The sequence below is a fragment of the Corynebacterium sp. NML140438 genome, from assembly GCF_001875725.1.
Classification (GTDB): domain Bacteria; phylum Actinomycetota; class Actinomycetes; order Mycobacteriales; family Mycobacteriaceae; genus Corynebacterium.
On record NZ_MLCQ01000018.1, the window covers coordinates 33,161 to 52,096 of the forward strand.

Here is an 18,936-nt window from a genome sequence, read left to right on the forward strand (position 1 = left end):
ACACAATGCACACGAAAGCTTCGAATCAGTGTTCACTCTCTTTGCTGGCGAAGTGACGAAAGGACATCCGTGACAGATACGGGAAACGCAGCAGGAACCGACCTTCAGGCACTGAAGATTCCTGAACTGCGCAAACTTGCCGCCGAAAAAGGACTTAAAGGTGTCTCCGGTCTACGAAAGGGCGAGCTCATCCAGGCCATTACGACCGGTACGGTCCCTGGTAAGACCCCTGCGAAGGCTGCAGAAGAGGAATCGCACAGCGACAACCGCCGTCGCGCAACTCGCAAGGCTGCTGACCCCGCTGAAAACAGTGAGGCAAAGGGTGATAAGTCGGGCGACGAAGAAAAGGCGAACGAGCAGCAGTCCGGGCAGCACGAGGGGCGCTACGAGTCCAGGTCTGCAGCACGCCGCGCTCGTCGGAACCGCGCAAAACACAACCACGAGGCCCACGAGCCCCATGAGTCTGACGCGGAGCAGAAGCGTTCGAATGAAGAGAAGAACGACAAGCACGATAACGACTCGTCCGTTGAGAAGTCTGACAACAACAATGACAGCAATGGCAACGGTGGCCGTGGCCGTAACCAGCGCAACGACCGTGGAGGTCGCAACAACCGTGACCACGACGAAGACGGAGGGGGGCGTCGTGGCCGCCGCGGTCGTCGTGGACGCCGCGGTAGGGACAACAACCGTGACCAGCAGGACAACCAGAACATTCCACCAGAGGAGCTGCAGGAAGTAGCAGGTATTGTCGATGTCATCGACAACAACGCTGCGTTCATCCGCACCACTGGTTATCGCCAGAGCAGCGCAGACGTGTATGTGAACAATCGCCTCGTTCGGGCGAACGGTTTGCGTTCTGGTGACGCGGTGATCGGCCAGGTTCGCGCGAATGGGCAGGGGCACCAGCATGGCTCTGGCCGTAACCGCCAGCGCTACAACCAGCTGGTTCGTGTTGATTCCGTCAACGGTATGACGCCGGAGGACGCGAAGCAGCGCAAGCAGTTCCACAAGTTGACTCCGCTGTACCCAAACAAGCGCCTGCGCCTGGAGACGGAGCCAAATATCCTGACCACTCGTGTCATCGACCTGGTCATGCCGATCGGTAAGGGACAGCGCGCGTTGATCGTCTCGCCTCCAAAGGCTGGTAAGACGACGATCTTGCAGAACATTGCGAACGCCATCGCGAAGAACAACCCAGAGTGCTACCTGATGGTCGTCCTCGTTGACGAGCGTCCCGAGGAAGTCACGGACATGCAGCGCAGCGTGAAGGGAGAAGTTATCGCCTCGACCTTCGACCGTCCGCCATCAGAGCACACCGCTGTTGCGGAGCTCGCCATTGAACGGGCAAAGCGCCTCGTGGAGATGGGACAGGACGTCGTCGTTCTCCTCGACTCCATTACGCGTTTAGGCCGTGCGTATAACAACTCCTCACCAGCGTCTGGTCGCATCCTGTCCGGTGGTGTTGACTCCAACGCGCTGTACCCGCCGAAGCGCTTCCTAGGCGCCGCCCGCAATATCGAAGAGGGCGGCTCGCTCACAATCATCGCCACGGCGATGGTGGAGACCGGTTCCGCTGGTGACACCGTGATCTTCGAGGAATTCAAGGGCACTGGTAACGCCGAGCTGAAACTTGACCGCAAGATCGCGGAGCGCAGAGTCTTCCCAGCTGTCGACGTCAACCCATCCGGCACCCGCAAGGATGAACTGCTAATGGGGCCGGACGAGGCACGTGTCATGCACAAGCTTCGCCGCATCCTGTCGGCGCTTGACCCGCAGCAATCCATTGACATGCTGATCAAGCAGCTGAAGAAGACGAAGAGCAACGGCGAGTTCCTGATGGGCGTCGCCAACTCGGCACCAATGGTGGCTGACCAAGACGCAGAGGAGTACATCTAATGGCTGGCGAAGTTTCGCTTGTCGACGACTACGTCGCCGAATACGAGGGCATCCAGGCTCAGATGGGTGACCCGGACATCGCGGGTGACCAAGAGAGGTTCCGGAAACTCTCGAAGCGCTACGCTGAACTACAGCCAATTATCAAGGTCAATGACGCGCTGAACCAGGCGCGTGAGGACCATGAGGCTGCAGCGGAGATGGCGTACGAAGACAAAGAGTTCGCCGAAGAAGCTGAGCGTCTTGCGAAGGAAATCGTCGCGCTTGAGGAAGAGCTCGCGGACTTGCTCGCGCCACGCGACGAGCACGACGGTGATGACATCATTATGGAGCTCAAAGCTGGCGCTGGCGGAGAAGAGGCGGCACTGTTCGCTGGGGACCTCGCCCGCATGTACCAAAAGTACTGCGAGAAACACGGCTTGACCTGGGAAGTGCTTGACCTTTCCGAGTCCGATCTTGGCGGTGTGAAAGACATGACTGTCGCAGTGAAGGCGAAGACACCGTCTCGCGATGGTGCGTGGTCCAAGTTGAAGTTCGAGGGCGGCGTGCACCGCGTGCAGCGTGTGCCGGTCACCGAGTCACAGGGCCGCATTCAGACATCTGCTGCGGGTGTCTATGTGTTCCCGGAGCCGGACGAAGTGGCGTCGGTAAACATCGATGAGAAAGACATCCGCGTCGATGTCTACCGGTCCTCCGGTAAGGGAGGCCAGGGCGTGAACACCACTGACTCCGCAGTGCGCATTACGCACCTGCCGACGAACATCGTGGTGACCTGCCAGAACGAGCGCTCGCAGATTCAGAACCGCGCCCGCGCAATGCAGGTGTTGCAAGCCCGCCTCGACCAGCTCGAGCGCGAGAAGGCCGAAGCAGAAGCCGCCGAGGGGCGCGCGTCGCAGGTGCGCACCATGGACCGCTCCGAGCGTATTCGGACCTACAACTGGCCCGAGAATCGTATCTCGGATCACCGCATCAACTACAAGGCGAACAACCTTGACACGGTGCTTGATGGCAACATGGACGATCTGATTACAGCGCTTCAGACGCACGAGCGGCAGGAACGACTTGAAGCCGAGTAAACACCCCGCTCAACAGGTCATCGCCCGTGGCGCGCAGAAGCTTGCGGCCGCGGGCGTTGCCACGCCAACAGTCGACGCGAGACTCATCGCAGCCTGGCTACTCGACGAAACCCCGATGAACGTGCTGTTCCTTGACGTCGACCAGGAATTTGAAGCGGCGTTTGAGGCAGCGATTCAGCGACGTGCATCGCGCGAACCCCTCCAACACATCGTTGGGTCCGCACCGTTTGGTCCTCTCACGCTGCGTGTCGGCCCGGGCGTGTTTATCCCGCGTCCAGAGACCGAAGTTCTCGCCGACTGGGCTGTACAAACGTTGCGAACGTCCCACTTTGCGCAGCCCCCTACGGTCGTGGACTTGGGGACTGGCTCGGGCGCACTTGCGCTGTATATCGCTCACGCTCTACCGCAGGCGCGAGTGATCGCAGTAGAACGGTCCGAGACCGCGCGTGAATACGCGCAGTGCAACAACGAAGCGGTGGGGGCGAACGTTCAGATCATCGCCGGTGACATGACAGACCCGAACCTGCTCCCGGAATTGCGTGGCCGCGTGGATATGGTCGTGAGTAATCCGCCCTACGTGCCGAATACCGACGGGTTGGACCCGGAAGTCTACGTCGACCCTGCTGAGGCTGTCTTCTCTGGAGATGACGGTATGGATGCGATCCGTGGGCTCGTGCCGGTAGCTGCCACCCTTCTTAAGCCCGGGGGAGTGTTTGCGGTCGAGCACGACGACGCAACCTCTGATCTGACCGTCGACGTCGTAGCAGCAAGTGGCGTATTTGCAAGCATTGAACGGCTACCGGACCTCACCGGAAAACACCGCTTTGTCTGCGCGCGGAAACAGAGCGAGTAAGCTAGTCCGGTACTGAACAAAGAAGACGAGGAGCATTATGGCGAGCAGGGTTTTCCAGTGCCTCGAGCCAGAAGAACGCGAACAAGGACTGCAAGCGGCCGAAGCAGCGGTAAAAGAGGGGCGTTGTATCGTTCTTCCTACTGACACCGTCTACGGCATCGGGGCGGACGCATTCAACAACCAAGCGGTGGCTACACTATTGGCAACGAAACGCCGTGGCCCGGATATGCCAGTGCCAGTCTTGGTTGGTTCCTGGACGACTATCCAGGGGCTTGTGCGAGAGTTCACCGATACGGCGAAGACGCTCGTCGAAGCATTTTGGCCCGGTGGCCTATCAATCGTCGTCCCTGAGGCGCCGAGCCTGCCATGGAACCTTGGGGATACCCGTGGCACTGTGTTGCTTCGGATGCCAAATCAACCCTTGGCACTTGAGCTGTTGCAGCGCACCGGGCCGATGGCGGTTTCGTCGGCGAACCTCACCGGCAACCCGCCCGCCCTGAACGCGGCTGCAGCGCGCCAACAGTTTGGTGACGCCGTGGGCGTGTACCTCGAGGGCGGCCCTGCGGAAGTAGGCACCCCGTCAACGATTATCGATGTCTCCGGCCCCAGCCCCGTCATCTTGCGTGAGGGAGCGATCAGTGCCGAGCGCATTGCTCAAGTCCTTAAGCTTGACCCAGAGCAATTGCGGAGGAAATAGATGGGCGGTGCCGGAGTCCCACTGCGTGAACTGGGCTTGGTGCTGCTTGTCGCTGCAGCGATTACCTACCTACTGACTGGTGCAGTTCGCACCGCACTCATTCGCACAGGCAGGGTAGCGGAGATCCGCAAACGCGACGTGCATACCCAGCCGACACCGTCCGTCGGTGGCCTGGCTATGTTCACAGGACTTGTCTGCGCCCTCTTTCTCGCCCAACAGCTTCCGGCCCTCACACGTGGCTTTGCCCCAGTCACACCGGAAATGACGGCGGTGTTCGCTGGTGCGAGTGGCATTGTCATCCTCGGAATTGTCGACGACCTCTACGAACTCGGGGCCGTCGTTAAGCTCTGTGGGCAACTCGTAGTCGCCGGTCTCATGAGTTTTCTCGGGCTCGTATTTACGGTCTTCTATGTGCCGTTCGGGGAGGGGACCACGCTGATCCTCGACCAGGTGCAGGGCATGTTGCTTTCCGCTTTCTTCACTGTGTTAATCATCAATGCTGTGAACTTCGTTGATGGCATCGACGGGCTCGCCGCTGGCCTTGGCATGATCGCTGGGGGAGCGATTCTCCTCTTCTCCCTGACTGTGCTTCACGACCAAGGGGGTGCCGTTTCGGCTTACCCACCGGCAATTATCTGTTCTGTGCTGGTTGGCATATGCGCGGGGTTCTTGCCGCATAACTTCGAACCAGCCCGGATTTTTATGGGAGACTCCGGCTCGATGCTCATTGGACTGCTGCTGGCCGCGGCGTCGACGTCAGCGTCGGGAAAGATCAACATGTCGCTCTACGGCGCAGCGGACATGGTGGCATTAGTCAGCCCAATTATTGTTGTGCTGGCGGCCATTGCACTGCCTTTGCTTGATTTCATGTGGGCCGTGATTCGGCGAGTCATTCGTGGCCAGCGCCCGTGGGAGGCAGATGCTGGACACATCCACCACCGGCTGCTTCGGCTCGGCCATACACACCGGCGCACTGTTTTGGTCCTCTATATGTGGATTTCCGCAGTAGCGCTCGGCGCGGTGAGCTTTTCGATCGTCCCCACCCGATTTGCCGTCGCATTCACTGTCCTGTCGCTGGCGATCGCTTTTGTCGCGACGCTCATCCCGTGGTTGAAGGGCAAGATTGGCCCTGCAACTGTGTAGGATGTCCAAACGTGGATACTCCAAAGAACCCGGCGACAGCGAACCTCGAAGTCTCAGATACTGCACAGTACCAAGATCAGCGACGACCATTACTGCGCGCGTTGCGTTTCGGAACTATCGCGCTAGTGGCTCTGCTTATCGTCTCGCTCATGGGATGGGGTGCAGTAAGCGGTGCGCCAGGGCTGTGGGCCGCACTCATGGGGGTCGGTATTGGTGGAGGCTTCGTGCTTTTGACCGCAATCAGCGTGCTGGTGACGTCGAATTCCACTCCGACTGCGACCATGGCCGTGGTACTCGGCGGCTGGCTTATCAAGATGGTCGTCATTGTCCTTATTTTGCTCGCGCTTCGGGATGCGACGTTTTATGATTCGACGGCGTTTGGCGTTACAACGATTGCAGCGTTGGTTGTAGCGCTCGGAGCGGAAGCGATGGGAGTCCTGAGCGTTCGTACGGCGTATATTCAGCAGTCGTAAATATGCGGACATTTTCGTCGCTACCCCTGGCCTTGGGGTGGCGACGTTTCTTTATGCCGAAATGCGGGGGTGGTATTCCCGAATTAGCGGATGTGTACCCCTTTTTGGAACGGGTGTGGGGGAAGTAACAAACGCGACGAAAACGCCAGTACCAGCCACATTTACTAGCGTGAATGTCCAAAATCTTCAGAAGAAGCTTTGCAGGACCCCCTAAAGAGTAAAAATACGCTGTGACCTGTTAAAGTATCGAGCGGGTTAGTTAAGGTCTGCTGCTTCCTCATTTTTCGCTGGAAGAAGCACGAAAAGACATCCCCTGTCCCGTGGTAGAAGATGTGCGACGGAGTCCGCCGCGGAGACAGCTTGTTGGAGACGTCCATCGCACCGCACATCCTGTGCGGCCCGAGAACGGGAGAGAACGCTGAGCGTTACAACTTTGGCCATGAAGGGTACATTCCACGCACCCCAATTGGGTCCAGAATTTTTCCCGGGGCACACGTTCGACCAGTTCATTGGTGAAGACTTTGCCAATGGCTGGTTTGCGTTGGACCGTATCATGCTCGTCCGCCTGTTCATGGCGGCAGTATTGGTGGTCCTCTTTGTTATTGCTTTTAGGAAGCCCAAGCTGGTTCCTAAGGGTCTGCAGAACATTGGCGAGTTGGGTGTGGACTTCGTCCGTATCCACATCGCCGAAGACACGTTGGGGAAGAAGGAAGGTCGGCGCTTCCTGCCGGTCATCGCGACAATCTTCTTCACGATCCTGTTCATGAATGTCGCCACGATCATCCCTGGCCTCAACATCTCGCCAAACGCACGTATCGGTATGCCGATTGTGCTGGCTGTTGTCGCCTACATTGCGATGATCTACGCGGGCGTGCAGCGCTACGGCGTTGCCTTCTTCAAGCACTCGACCGTGATTCCTGGGTTGCCGTTCTTCTTGCACTTCCTTGTTGTGCCGATCGAGTTCTTCTCGACGTTTATTCTGCGTCCGGTCACGCTGGCGCTTCGTCTTATGGCGAACTTCCTGGCTGGCCACATCATTCTCGTACTGCTGTACTCTGCTACGAACTTCTTCTTCTGGCAGATCTCGGCCTGGACGAGCGTGTCAGGGCTGACCCTGATCGCGGCGTTGCTGTTCACCCTGTATGAGTTGATCATTATCTTCCTGCAGGCGTACATCTTCGCTCTGTTGACTGCGGTGTACATCGAACTGTCGCTGCATGCAGACGCGCACTAACAAAGCGCAACCTACTGGTCAAACTGAATAAACCCCATATAATTTGTCACTCGTTTGCCTGCGTGAGGTATTGCAGGCAAACACCAAGAAAGGGAACGACTTTCACATGAACGACATCATTCTTGCTCAGGCAGCGGCCGCTACCGAATACACCGGTCTCGGCACCATCGGCTATGGCCTCGCAACCATCGGCCCTGGCATCGGCATTGGCATGCTGGTCGGTAAGACCGTTGAAGGCATGGCACGTCAGCCAGAGATGGCTGGCCAGCTGCGTACCACCATGTTCCTGGGTATCGCCTTCGTTGAGGCACTTGCCCTGATTGGCCTCGTTGCAGGCTTCCTGTTCTAAAAAGAACTCACGAATTCCACGTACACTTTTTAGATCAGGAGCAACCAATGACTAACGTCAACGATATTTTCGTGTTGGCAGAGGGAGAGACGTTTCCGCTTGAGACGGAGCCGTCGATTCTCTTGCCTGCCATGTACGACGTGGTTTGGTCGGCTGTTGTCTTCGTCATCGTATTCTTGCTCTTCTGGAAGTATGTTATTCCGAAGTTCCAGGAAGTGCTGGCGGAGCGCGAAGACCGAATCAAGGGTGGCATTGAGCGTGCTCAGGTTGCCCAGGCCGAAGCTAAGGCTGCTCTAGAAAAGAACAACGCTGAACTCGCTGAGGCACGCGCCGAAGCCGCTGAGATTCGTGAAGCTGCCCGAGCAAAGGGCAAGGAAATCCAGGCTGAGCTTCGTGAGCGCGCTGAAGAGGAGTCTCGTCGAATTGTTGAAGCCGGCGAAAAGCAGCTTCTGGCTTCCCGCGAGCAGGTCGTCGCTGAACTGCGTAACGAGATGGGCCAGAACTCCATCAATCTTGCAGAGCGCCTGCTGGGCACCGAGCTGTCGGATGACACCCGCCGCTCGAACACAATTGATGCTTTCCTCGCCGAACTCGACAACGTTTCTACGAGGAAGTAGGCGAAATGAAGGCAGCTAGTCGCGAAGCACAAACAAAAGTTTCTGAGCAGCTTGATCAGCTGATTCAAGGGGCAGGGGACACCGTCGCTGTTGCATTGCAACTTGGCACGGAACTATTCCTGACTGTGGATCAGCTTGATGCCGAGCGCGCACTGCGCATCGCTGTCGCTGATAACTCGCTTGATGCCTCGCAGCGTCGCGGGATCATCAACGATGTTTTCGGTGCCAAGGTCGCAGAACCCACGGCACAGATCCTTGCTGCAGCAGCTTCCGAGGAGTGGTCAAATCCGCGTGAATTCCGCGCGGGGTTGATCAACTTGGGTCGCCGCGCACTGATGAAGGGCGCTGAGGCCCAGGGACAGTTGGACCAGGTCGAAAACGAGCTGTACCAACTCTCCACCTTGCTTGAGAAGGAGCGAAAGCTGACTCAGCTTCTCTCCGACCGCACCGCTACAGCCGTACAGAAGCGCGGCCTGCTGGCGAACGTCATTTATGGCAAGGTCACCACTGTTACTGAAGCGCTAGCTTTGCAGGTCATTGGCCGTCCAGAACACCATCCGGTAGACGATCTTGCAGCTCTTGCAGCTGACGTCGCCGCGTTGCGTGGGAAGGCCGTGGCACGTGTGGTCACCGCACAAGCGCTCTCTGATGCGCAGCGCGATGCACTGGCACAGAAACTTGAGAATATTTACGGTCGTGAGATGGCAATCCATTCTGAGGTTGACCCCAGCCTCCTCGGTGGACTGACCATCCGAGTCGGCGATGAACTGATCGACGGGTCTACGCGCGGCAAGCTGAACCGCATGCGCACCGACCTCCTCGCCAACGCGACCCTTTAGTAAGAGATAATGCTGGAACAAACTACCGAGAGCAGGAAGAACATGGCGGAGCTGACGATCTCCTCCGATGAGATCCGTAGCGCGATAGCGAACTACACCTCGAGCTACTCCGCGGAGGCCTCCCGTGAGGAGGTCGGCGTGGTGACTTCGGCTGCAGATGGTATTGCCCAGGTTTCCGGGCTGCCAGGATGCATGACGAATGAGCTGCTCGAGTTTCCGAACGGCGTCATCGGCGTCGCACAGAACCTTGAGACCGATTCGATCGGTGTCGTGGTTCTGGGTAATTTCGAGACCCTCACCGAGGGCGACCAAGTAAAGCGGACAGGCGAAGTTCTGTCCATCCCGGTTGGGGAGGAATTCCTCGGCCGCGTTATTAACCCACTGGGTCAGCCAATCGACGGCCTTGGCCCAATTGAATCCAACGAAGAGCGCGCACTTGAGCTTCAGGCTGCAGGCGTCCTCGACCGCCAGCCGGTTGAGGAGCCAATGCAGACCGGTATCAAGGCTATCGACGCAATGACCCCAATCGGTCGTGGTCAGCGTCAGCTTGTCATTGGTGACCGTAAGACTGGTAAGACCGCAGTCTGCATCGACACGATCCTGAACCAGAAGCACTTCTGGGAGACCGGCGATCCGTCGAAGCAGGTTCGTTGCATCTATGTCGCTGTGGGCCAGAAGGGCTCCACGATTGCCGGTGTCCGTGCAACCCTCGAGCAGCACGGTGCGCTTGAGTACACCACCATCGTGGCTGCACCTGCATCCGACTCCGCAGGTTTCAAGTGGCTCGCACCGTTCTCCGGTGCGGCGCTAGGCCAGCACTGGATGTACCAGGGCAAGCACGTGCTGGTGATTTACGATGACCTGACCAAGCAGGCAGAGGCATACCGTGCGATCTCGCTGCTGCTGCGTCGTCCACCAGGCCGCGAGGCATACCCAGGTGACGTGTTCTACCTGCACTCCCGCCTGTTGGAGCGCGCTGCGAAGCTGAACGACGAGCTGGGTGCTGGTTCCTTGACCGCACTGCCGATCATTGAGACCAAGGCGAACGACGTGGGTGCGTTCATTCCTACCAACGTTATTTCGATTACTGACGGCCAGGTCTTCCTCCAGTCCGACCTCTTCAACCAGGGTGTTCGTCCAGCTATTGACGTGGGTATCTCCGTGTCCCGTGTCGGTGGCGCAGCGCAGACCAAGGGCATGAAGAAGGTTGCGGGTAACCTGCGTCTCGACCTTGCTGCATATCGTGACCTGGAGGCGTTCGCAGCGTTCGCTTCCGATCTGGATGCAGCTTCGAAGCACCAGCTCGAGCGCGGTCAGCGTCTGGTTGAGCTCCTCAAGCAGTCGGAGAATGCTCCGCAGCCTGTCGAGTTCCAGATCGTGTCTATCTGGCTTGCAAACGAAGGCGCCTTTGACGTCGTTCCCGTCGAAGATGTACGCCGCTACGAGTTCGAGCTGCAGGAGCACATTCGCTCCGTCGCTCCGGAGGTCTACGAACAGATCGCTGGTGGCGCTGCGCTCGACGATACGAGCAAGCAGACGCTGCTGCGCGTCAATGATGACTTCGCTCGCTCGTTCCAGTCCTCCACTGGTGAGCACATTGTGCGCGAACCAGAGGCAGACGCACTGGACAAGCGCGAGGTCAAGAAAAATACCCTTAACGTCGGCCGTTCCAAGAAGTAATTCTTGAAACAAGACGTAAACGTCTACATATAGGAAGGGAGGAGAGTAACCCATGGCAACACTTCGCGAACTACGCGACCGAATTAGGTCCGTAAACTCCACGAAGAAGATCACCAAAGCCCAGGAACTGATCGCAACATCGCAGATCACCAAGGCACAGCAGCGCGTCGAGGCGGCGAAGCCGTACGCAGACGAGCTGAAAGACGTCATGGAACGCCTCGCAGCTGCGAGCTCCCTCGACCACCCCATGCTCCGTGAGCGTGAGAATGGTCGGGTCGCAGCAGTCCTCGTGGTCACATCAGACCGCGGTATGGCCGGCGGGTATAACCACAACGTATTGAAGAAGGCAGCTGAACTTGAGCGCATGCTCGAGGAAGCTGGCTACGAAGTCGTTCGTTACATCACGGGCGGTAAGGGTGTAACCCACTACCGTTTCCGCGACATGGACGTTGAAGGTTCCTGGACCGGTTGGTCCCAGAAGCCTTCTTGGGAAGCGACCCACGACGTTCGTCGTCACCTGATTGACGGCTTCATGGCGAGCTCCGAAGGTACCGCAAAGTGGCGCGAGGGCCTGCATGGCCCAGAGGGCCAGGCGGTTCGTGGCTTTGACCAGGTACACGTGGTGTACACAGAATTTGTGTCGATGCTGACACAAGAAGCCAGGGTGCACCAGTTGCTACCAATCGAGCCGGTGCTTGAAGATTACGAGTATGAGCAGGAAGACATGCTCACCTCAAGTGGGGATGTCCAGCCGGACATGGAGTTTGAACCAGACGCGGACACGCTGATGGACGAGCTGCTTCCGGCTTACGTTTCCCGCTCGTTGTACTCGATTTTCTTGGAGGCATCCGCAGCGGAGTCCGCTTCACGCCGTACAGCGATGAAGAACGCTACGGACAACGCCACCGAATTGGCGAACAACTTGTCCCGTGAGGCTAACCAAGCCCGTCAGGCAAAAATTACCCAGGAAATCACCGAGATTATCGGCGGCGCTGGCGCGCTGTCTGGTAGTGGAGAAAGTGACTAAATCATGACTACTGCTCACTCTTACGACGAGCTCGGCGAGGAGCCAACGGGTCAGGCTCAGAATGAGTCCGATTTCGCTCAGAACCCAGCAGGGTCTGAGAATGGCCGCGTCGTGCGCGTCATCGGCGCAGTCGTCGACGTGGAGTTCCCGCGTGGCGAGCTGCCCGCTCTGTACAACGCACTTGAGGTCGACATCGACCTCGGTGAGATGTCTCGCACCATCGTGCTCGAGGTTGCCCAGTTCCTTGGCGACAGCCTCGTCCGCACAATCGCTATGGCACCGACCGACGGTTTGGTTCGTGGCGCACAGGTACGTGACTCCGGCAACCCAATTTCCGTTCCGGTTGGCGACCAGGTCAAGGGCCACGTGTTCAACGCACTCGGCCAGTGCCTGGACGACCCATCGGTCGGCGTTGGTGGCGAGCGCTGGGGGATCCACCGCGAGCCACCAGCGTTCAAAGACTTGGAAGGTAAGACCGAGATCCTTGAAACCGGCATTAAGGTCATTGACCTGCTCACCCCATACGTGAAGGGTGGCAAGATTGGCCTCTTCGGCGGTGCTGGTGTTGGTAAGACCGTTCTCATCCAGGAGATGATTACTCGTATCGCACGCGAGTTCTCTGGTACCTCCGTGTTCGCCGGCGTCGGCGAGCGCACCCGTGAGGGTACCGACCTCTTCCTCGAGATGGAGGACATGGGTGTTCTGCCAGATACAGCCCTAGTCTTCGGCCAGATGGATGAGCCACCAGGGGTTCGTATGCGTGTCGCGCTGTCCGGCCTGACTATGGCGGAGTACTTCCGCGATGTTCAGAACCAGGACGTGCTGCTGTTCATCGATAACATCTTCCGTTTCACCCAGGCTGGTTCTGAGGTATCGACCCTGCTGGGCCGTATGCCTTCCGCCGTGGGTTACCAGCCAACGCTGGCAGATGAGATGGGTGTCCTTCAGGAGCGCATTACCTCGACCAAGGGCCGTTCGATTACGTCGCTGCAGGCCGTGTACGTGCCAGCCGACGACTACACCGACCCGGCTCCAGCGACGACCTTCGCTCACCTGGATGCGACGACTGAGCTTTCGCGTTCCATTGCTTCCAAGGGTATTTACCCAGCAGTGGACCCGCTGACCTCCACGTCGCGTATCCTTGAGCCAGGCATCGTTGGTGAGCGTCACTACGAGGTTGCTCAGCGAGTGATCGGTATTCTGCAGAAGAACAAGGAACTGCAGGACATCATCGCAATTCTCGGTATGGACGAGCTTTCTGAAGAGGATAAGGTCACGGTTATGCGTGCTCGTAAGATCGAGCGCTTCCTGGGCCAGAACTTCTTCGTTGCAAAGAAGTTCACCGGCGAAGAGGGCTCCTACGTTCCGCTCGAGGAGACCATCGACGCATTCGAGAAGCTGTGTGACGGCGAATTCGATGCATACCCAGAGCAGGCATTCAACGGCCTGGGTGGCTTGGATGACGTAGAGGCTGCCTACAAGAAGCTGCAAGGCTAGGAGGCAATAATGGCTGAACTTACCGCTCAATTGGTCTCAGTAGACCGTATGCTCTGGAAAGGTCCAGCGAGCATCGTGACCGCTCAGACCACCGAAGGTGAGATCGGCATTCTGCCTGGCCACGAGCCGCTCCTTGGCCAGCTCAAGGACAACGGTGTCGTGACCATCCGCCCTATCGACGGCGAGCGAATTGTCGCAGCCGTCCAGGGTGGGTTCCTTTCCGTGCAAGGTGACAAGGTGACCATTCTTGCGGATTACGCCATCTTCGCTCACGAAGTGAATCGTGACGCGGCACAGGCTGAGCTTCAAAACATCGATGACGCGCTTGTGAAGTCTCGCGCAGAGGCTGAGCTTGCTGCTGTCCGTCGCAGTGAATCTCGCTAACGCGGTCACCGCGTAGGAGGAAGGTAGAGCGCCACGCTCAACCGTGTGAAACCCCGCTGCTTATGCAGTGGGGTTTTCCTTTTATCTTCTGCTTGCGCTGCACGTGTTGGAGGCTAGAATGAAGCGCATATCCTAGTACTGTCTTTCAAGCGAAGCAGAGGTGCAACGTGATCGTTTTACTGTACGTGGCCTTATGCTTCGTGATTTTTGTCATCACCGTCTGCGTATGGCGCTTCTTGATGTTCCGTAATTCGGGAGCGATTGGGCTGTTTCGCCTGCTTCCCGCAACTGGGGTCCACGGCTGGCGTCATGGGGTGCTGATCTATCACGGGGAAGAGCTTCGCTTTTACAAACTGCGGTCGTTGTCATTCCAGTACGACATGTGCATCGAGCGGACACAGACGAGTTTCGAGGGAATGCGAGCGCTCACGCAAGAAGAACAATCGTTTATGCCGGGAATTAAGGAAGCGGTGCTGCTTCATGGTCATGAGGGGGACATCGAATTTGCGGGCCAGAAGCATGCACAGATGGCGTTGATTTCTTGGATTGAATCTGCTCCCGATGAGCGACAGGAGAAAGTCGACTACGAGGCGTTGCGTCGCCGTGTGCTGCGTGACCGTGGCCGCGATCCTCGTCTTTAGCGGGAGGATTCTGCACAGTTCTGATCGAGCTGTAGCCTTGTATCCATGCGTCTTGTCATTGCTCGCTGTTCAGTAGATTATGTTGGTCGCCTCGATGCGCATTTGCCGTCTGCGCTTCGCCTCATTTTGATGAAGGCTGATGGATCTGTTTCCATCCATGCAGACGACCGTGCGTACAAGCCTTTGAATTGGATGACGCCTCCGTGCACGATCCGTGAGCAGTCCGTCGTGGATATCGATGGGGAAGACACGGGTGACGAGTTGTGGATCGTTGAGAACCCCAAGGGCGAGCAGCTTCGTATCACGGTTGAGGAGATCGTCGCTGACACTAGCGTGGAGCTGGGGGAAGATCCTGGCTTGGTGAAGGACGGTGTGGAGTCGCATCTGCAGGAGCTGTTGGCTGAGCACATTTCCACGCTGGGGGAAGGCTACACGTTGGTGCGTCGTGAATACCCGACTGCGATTGGTCCGGTCGACCTGTTGGCGAAAGATGCAGATGGCAAGACTGTAGCTGTTGAGGTAAAACGCCGTGGTGGAATTGATGGTGTCGAACAGCTTACCCGGTATGTGGAACTGCTGAACCGTGATAGCGTCCTTCGTCCAGTACAGGGTGTGTTCGCTGCGCAGGAGATTAAGCCACAGGCCCGCACACTCGCGGAAGATCGTGGTTTTCGCTGCATCGTGCTGGACTATGACGACCTGCGCGGAATCGAATCTGACGAGCTTCGTTTGTTTTAGGGAGCGATGCAATAGTGCCGCGAAGAAACCGGCGTCACAACATCCAGCCGAGCTATATACTCCCGCGCGATGGGTCCACCTTTATTGGCACCCAGGAAATGGAAGGCCCGCAGTGGGCGCATGGTGAGATTTACAAAGTGCGACAGATCGGCTCTTCCGCAGCTCGGAAGTTCTACGTGTGCCCGGGGTGTAATCAGAACATCCCTCCGGGAGTAGCGCATGTCGTTGCGTGGCCGAAGGAAGTGGGACGCGGCGCGGATGATCGCCGACACTGGCATAAACATTGTTGGTCGAAGCGGTAGGGTATGAGGCATGATTGCAGCATTTTCAGTAGCACCAGCCGTCACTGATACACCGAACGCGGAGATGTCGCAGGCCGTGGCCCGCGCCGTGAAAGTAGTTCGCGAATCGGGACTACCAAACGAGACGACAGCCATGTTCACCACCATTGAGGGTGAATGGGACGAAGTGATGGACGTAATTAAGCGTGCGACGCAGGCAGTGGAGGAAGTATCTCCGCGTGTTTCGCTGGTGATTAAGGCGGATATCCGTCGTGGGTTCACAGATATGCTCCACCAGAAGATGGAGTCCTTGAACAAGCATCTCGAGGAGAACTAAGACGTGACAGGACCACAATTTACGGCAGGGGCCGTTGATTTAGCTCAGGTAGCGAAGCAGGCGGAGGCTCGCGCGGAAATGCAGCGTGACGGGTTTGTGCCTGTGTTTACAGTCACCGAGGCTGACCTGGAAGCGAAGGTACTGCAGCGTTCGATGCAGGTGCCGGTCGTTGTTCATGTCGGTAGCGCACGCTCGGCCGATTCGGAGTCGTTGCGCGCGACGCTGACCGAGCTCGCTACAGGGCAGCGGGGTTTCGCGTACGCATATGTTGATGCGGATGCTACTCCGCAGATTGCGCAGGCGTTCGGCGTACGAATGGTTCCAACCACGCTTGCGCTTGCAGCTGGGCGTCCGTTGACGAGTTTCGAGGGGGATCAGTCGGAGGAAGAGCTCAAGCCCTGGCTCGAGGCGCTCGTGAGCAGTGTTGGTAAGCAGCTGCAAGGATTAGATGATGAACCAGTGGAGGACGCAGCACCAGCAGAGGATCCACGCCTGGAAGAGGCAGCTCGAGCGATGCAAGCTGGCGACTTCGATCAGGCCACGGCGATCTACGATGCGATGTTGAGCGAGGATCCAGGCAATAAGGAGGTTGCGCAGGCGAAGGCGACGGTGGCCGTCGTGAAGCGGCTTGACCCTGCGAACCTGGCGGTTGATCCGATTGCTGATGCTGCGGAGCACCCTGATGATGTAGCGAAGCAGTTGGTAGCTGCTGATGCTGAGCTCGTATCTGGTGCGCCGGAGAAGGCGTTTGATCGACTGTTGTGCTTAGTCAAGCAGTCACCGGAGGCGAAAGAGCGACTGCTCGAGCTCTTCGGGCTTTTCGACGCCAGCGATCCGCGAGTATTGTCCGCTCGTACGAAGCTTGCGAGTGCACTGTTCTAACGAAACATGCAAAAGCCCGGACTTGCAGGAACTTCTGAGGCCCGGGCTTTGTTGATTTAGCGGCGAACCTTGTACAGCTGTGCGCTCATCGCTGGGACGTGCAGCTCGATCGAGTGCGGGAATCGATCCCACTCGACGTCGTCGCTATGCACGGTGTGTGGCAGGTCGTTGTTAGCGCCACCGTAGACACCTGCGTCCGTGTTGATGAGTAGTTCCCACTCACCGTCGACTGGTAGGCCGATCCGGTAGTGCGGCTGCGAAGAACCGGACATGTTGATGACGGCCAACACAGGGTTGCCCTCGGTGTCCCAACGCAGGTAGGCGAGAATGTTGTGTTGTGAGTCGTCGCCCTTGACCCACTGGAATCCGCCCGGAACATTGTCCTGCGCGTACAGCGCTGGAGTGTTGACGTAGACCCGGTTCAGGTCGCGAACCAGCTGCTGGATGCCTCGGTGGTACTCGTGGCCCCAGCCGTCGGAAATGTTGTCCCAGTTGATCGAGTTTGCCTCGTCCCACTCGGTCGTCTGACCCCAGTCGCAGCCCATGAAGAGCAGCTGCTTGCCGGGGTGGGAGAACATGTAGCCGAAGAGGGTGCGAAGGCCTGCGGCCTTGTTCCAGTCATCGCCAGGCATGCGCTGCCAGAGCGAGCCTTTGCCGTGGACTACTTCGTCGTGGCTAAACGGCAGGACATACTGCTCGGAAAACGCGTACACCAGGGAGAACGTGATCTCGTTGTGGTGATACGAGCGGTGAATCGGATCGAGGGAGAAGTACTCCAACGTGTCGTTCATCCAGCCCATGTTCCACTTCAGTGAGAAGCCGAGGCCATCGTGTTCCGTCAGCGCGGTCACGCCCGGCCAGGCAGTGGATTCCTCCGCGATGGTGACGATACCTGGGTGGTTGCGGTGAACCGTCGCGTTCATTTCTTGCAGGAATTGGACGGCGTCCCAGTTTTCGCGTCCGCCGAACTGGTTGGGGAGCCACTCGCCAGGCTGGCGGGAGTAGTCCAGGTAGAGCATCGATGCGACGGCGTCGACGCGGAGGCCGTCGATGTGGAACTCTTCACACCAGTACAGGGCGTTCGCGACGAGGAAGTTGCGAACTTCGTTGCGTCCGAAGTCGAAAACGTAGGTGCCCCAGTCTTTTTGTTCGCCGCGGCGCCAATCTGGGTGCTCGTAGAGTGCGGTGCCGTCGAAGCGGGCGAGCGCCCAGTCATCCTTCGGGAAGTGGGCTGGCACCCAGTCGACGATGACCCCGATGCCCGCTGCGTGTAGGTCGTTGACGAGGGCGCGGAAGTCATCCGGGGTTCCCCAGCGGGCGGTTGGGGCATAATAGCCGGTGACCTGGTAGCCCCAGGAACCACCAAACGGGTGCTCAGCGACGGGGAGGAACTCGACGTGGGTGAAGCCGTTTTCCACGAGGTAGGGGACGAGCTCGTCGCGCATCGTCTGGAAGGTGGCGTCCTTCTTCCAGGAGCCCACGTGGCATTCGTACACGCTCATCGGCGAGTTTGTCGGGTCGCCTTCTCGACGCTGTTGCTCCCACTCCTCGTCGGTCCACACGAACTTGGATGGGGCCGCAACCACGGAGACTGTTTCCGGCGGGGTAAGCGTTTGCTTCGCCAGTGGGTCGGCTTTGTCGATACGGCGGCCGTCGGACGTTTGTACCGCAAACTTGTACGTGGTTCCGGCTTCGATGCCGGGGATGAAGATTTCCCACACACCGGTCGAACCAAGGACGCGCATCGGGTACTGGTTTGGATTCCACGCACAGAAGTCGCCTACGACGGCGACACCTTGTGCGTTTGGAGCCCATACAGCGAAGGAGGTACCAGTGACGGTACCGAGTGTCGTCTCGTAGGTACGGACGTTGGCGCCGAGTACCTCCCAGAGACGCTCGTGGCGCCCCTCACTGATCAGGTGGAGGTCGAGCGTTCCGAGCGTAGGAAGGAAGTGGTACGCATCGGCCACAGTGACCGGATCACCTTCGGGATAGTGCACCCTGAATCGGTAGTCAGGCGCGGTTGCGTCCGTCAATCCAATGACCCAGATGTCGTCACCGATGGGCTGCATCGGACGGATTTCATCGTGGATGAGCAGCTCGACATTTGTCGCACCGAGGAAGCGGGCACGAATCACCGAACCTTCGGGCGCTGCGTGCCATCCGTAGAAATCGTGCGGAGCATGGTGTTTGCACTCGAGGAGGCGGTGCCGGTCGTGTGCCGGGATCAGCAGTGCTGAGTTGACTGTGTTTGCAGACATAATGTTCTTTCTAGCGTCTGTTACGTCGCGGTTG

At 58.2% G+C, this 18,936-nt stretch carries 20 protein-coding genes; 19 read left to right on the forward strand and 1 reads right to left on the reverse strand.

The features are described 5' to 3' along the window. Window positions 1–69: 69 nt before the first annotated feature. The 19 genes from rho to BJP08_RS05455 all read left to right on the forward strand — a co-directional run bounded on the left by rho (window position 70) and on the right by BJP08_RS05455 (window position 16,641). Entirely contained in the window at window positions 70–1,896 is a 1,827-nt protein-coding gene (rho, locus tag BJP08_RS05365; protein WP_083428426.1) for a transcription termination factor Rho, read from the forward strand. Further along, window positions 1,896–2,969, forward strand: coding sequence for a peptide chain release factor 1 (gene prfA, locus BJP08_RS05370; RefSeq protein ID WP_071568644.1), 1,074 nt, complete (start codon window positions 1,896–1,898; stop codon window positions 2,967–2,969). Before rho ends, prfA begins: the two co-directional genes overlap by 1 nt. Continuing rightward, on the forward strand, window positions 2,956–3,822 hold the full coding sequence (prmC, locus tag BJP08_RS05375; protein ID WP_177221716.1) for a peptide chain release factor N(5)-glutamine methyltransferase: 867 nt from the start codon (window positions 2,956–2,958) through the stop codon (window positions 3,820–3,822). Before prfA ends, prmC begins: the two co-directional genes overlap by 14 nt. A 37-nt stretch (window positions 3,823–3,859) precedes the next feature. After that, window positions 3,860–4,519: an L-threonylcarbamoyladenylate synthase gene (locus BJP08_RS05380; RefSeq protein WP_071568645.1), complete on the forward strand. Its 660-nt coding sequence runs from the start codon at window positions 3,860–3,862 to the stop codon at window positions 4,517–4,519. Next, window positions 4,520–5,662 carry an MraY family glycosyltransferase gene (locus tag BJP08_RS05385; RefSeq protein WP_071568646.1) on the forward strand — a complete coding sequence of 381 codons (1,143 nt, stop codon included), beginning with the start codon at window positions 4,520–4,522 and terminating at the stop codon, window positions 5,660–5,662. It abuts the gene before it with no gap. Between the two features lie 11 nt (window positions 5,663–5,673). Next, the gene (locus BJP08_RS05390; RefSeq protein WP_071568647.1) at window positions 5,674–6,135 is read left to right on the forward strand and encodes a hypothetical protein; all 462 of its coding nucleotides are present in this window, start codon (window positions 5,674–5,676) and stop codon (window positions 6,133–6,135) included. A 439-nt stretch (window positions 6,136–6,574) separates the two neighbouring features. Then, window positions 6,575–7,369, forward strand: coding sequence for a F0F1 ATP synthase subunit A (atpB, locus tag BJP08_RS05395; RefSeq protein ID WP_071568648.1), 795 nt, complete (start codon window positions 6,575–6,577; stop codon window positions 7,367–7,369). Between the two features lie 106 nt (window positions 7,370–7,475). After that, the gene (locus tag BJP08_RS05400; RefSeq protein ID WP_070362616.1) at window positions 7,476–7,718 is read left to right on the forward strand and encodes an ATP synthase F0 subunit C; all 243 of its coding nucleotides are present in this window, start codon (window positions 7,476–7,478) and stop codon (window positions 7,716–7,718) included. Between the two features lie 47 nt (window positions 7,719–7,765). Then, complete coding sequence (locus BJP08_RS05405) at window positions 7,766–8,335, forward strand: F0F1 ATP synthase subunit B (protein ID WP_071568649.1); 570 nt, start codon at window positions 7,766–7,768, stop codon at window positions 8,333–8,335. A 5-nt stretch (window positions 8,336–8,340) separates the two neighbouring features. Then, window positions 8,341–9,174 (forward strand): F0F1 ATP synthase subunit delta, encoded by an 834-nt coding sequence (locus tag BJP08_RS05410; RefSeq protein ID WP_071568650.1) that lies wholly within the window; start codon window positions 8,341–8,343, stop codon window positions 9,172–9,174. 9 nt (window positions 9,175–9,183) lie between these two features. Continuing rightward, complete coding sequence (gene atpA, locus BJP08_RS05415; protein ID WP_071568651.1) at window positions 9,184–10,854, forward strand: F0F1 ATP synthase subunit alpha; 1,671 nt, start codon at window positions 9,184–9,186, stop codon at window positions 10,852–10,854. Between the two features lie 52 nt (window positions 10,855–10,906). Continuing rightward, window positions 10,907–11,881 (forward strand): F0F1 ATP synthase subunit gamma, encoded by a 975-nt coding sequence (locus tag BJP08_RS05420; RefSeq protein ID WP_071568652.1) that lies wholly within the window; start codon window positions 10,907–10,909, stop codon window positions 11,879–11,881. Window positions 11,882–11,884: 3 nt separating this feature from the next. Continuing rightward, on the forward strand, window positions 11,885–13,378 hold the full coding sequence (gene atpD, locus BJP08_RS05425; RefSeq protein ID WP_071568653.1) for a F0F1 ATP synthase subunit beta: 1,494 nt from the start codon (window positions 11,885–11,887) through the stop codon (window positions 13,376–13,378). 9 nt (window positions 13,379–13,387) lie between these two features. Next, window positions 13,388–13,762, forward strand: coding sequence for a F0F1 ATP synthase subunit epsilon (locus tag BJP08_RS05430; RefSeq protein ID WP_071568654.1), 375 nt, complete (start codon window positions 13,388–13,390; stop codon window positions 13,760–13,762). Window positions 13,763–13,929: 167 nt separating this feature from the next. Beyond that, window positions 13,930–14,403 carry a DUF2550 domain-containing protein gene (locus tag BJP08_RS05435; protein ID WP_071568655.1) on the forward strand — a complete coding sequence of 158 codons (474 nt, stop codon included), beginning with the start codon at window positions 13,930–13,932 and terminating at the stop codon, window positions 14,401–14,403. A 45-nt stretch (window positions 14,404–14,448) separates the two neighbouring features. Continuing rightward, on the forward strand, window positions 14,449–15,141 hold the full coding sequence (nucS, locus tag BJP08_RS05440; RefSeq protein WP_071568656.1) for an endonuclease NucS: 693 nt from the start codon (window positions 14,449–14,451) through the stop codon (window positions 15,139–15,141). Between the two features lie 14 nt (window positions 15,142–15,155). Beyond that, window positions 15,156–15,443 carry a hypothetical protein gene (locus tag BJP08_RS11865; protein ID WP_071568657.1) on the forward strand — a complete coding sequence of 96 codons (288 nt, stop codon included), beginning with the start codon at window positions 15,156–15,158 and terminating at the stop codon, window positions 15,441–15,443. A 10-nt stretch (window positions 15,444–15,453) separates the two neighbouring features. Next, the gene (locus tag BJP08_RS05450) at window positions 15,454–15,759 is read left to right on the forward strand and encodes an MTH1187 family thiamine-binding protein (protein WP_071568658.1); all 306 of its coding nucleotides are present in this window, start codon (window positions 15,454–15,456) and stop codon (window positions 15,757–15,759) included. A 3-nt stretch (window positions 15,760–15,762) separates the two neighbouring features. Next, window positions 15,763–16,641, forward strand: coding sequence for a tetratricopeptide repeat protein (locus BJP08_RS05455; protein WP_071568659.1), 879 nt, complete (start codon window positions 15,763–15,765; stop codon window positions 16,639–16,641). Window positions 16,642–16,697: 56 nt separating this feature from the next. Here BJP08_RS05455 and glgB read toward each other — a convergent pair whose 3' ends face one another. Next, window positions 16,698–18,902 carry a 1,4-alpha-glucan branching protein GlgB gene (glgB, locus tag BJP08_RS05460; RefSeq protein ID WP_177221717.1) on the reverse strand — a complete coding sequence of 735 codons (2,205 nt, stop codon included), beginning with the start codon at window positions 18,900–18,902 and terminating at the stop codon, window positions 16,698–16,700. Window positions 18,903–18,936 lie beyond the last annotated feature (34 nt).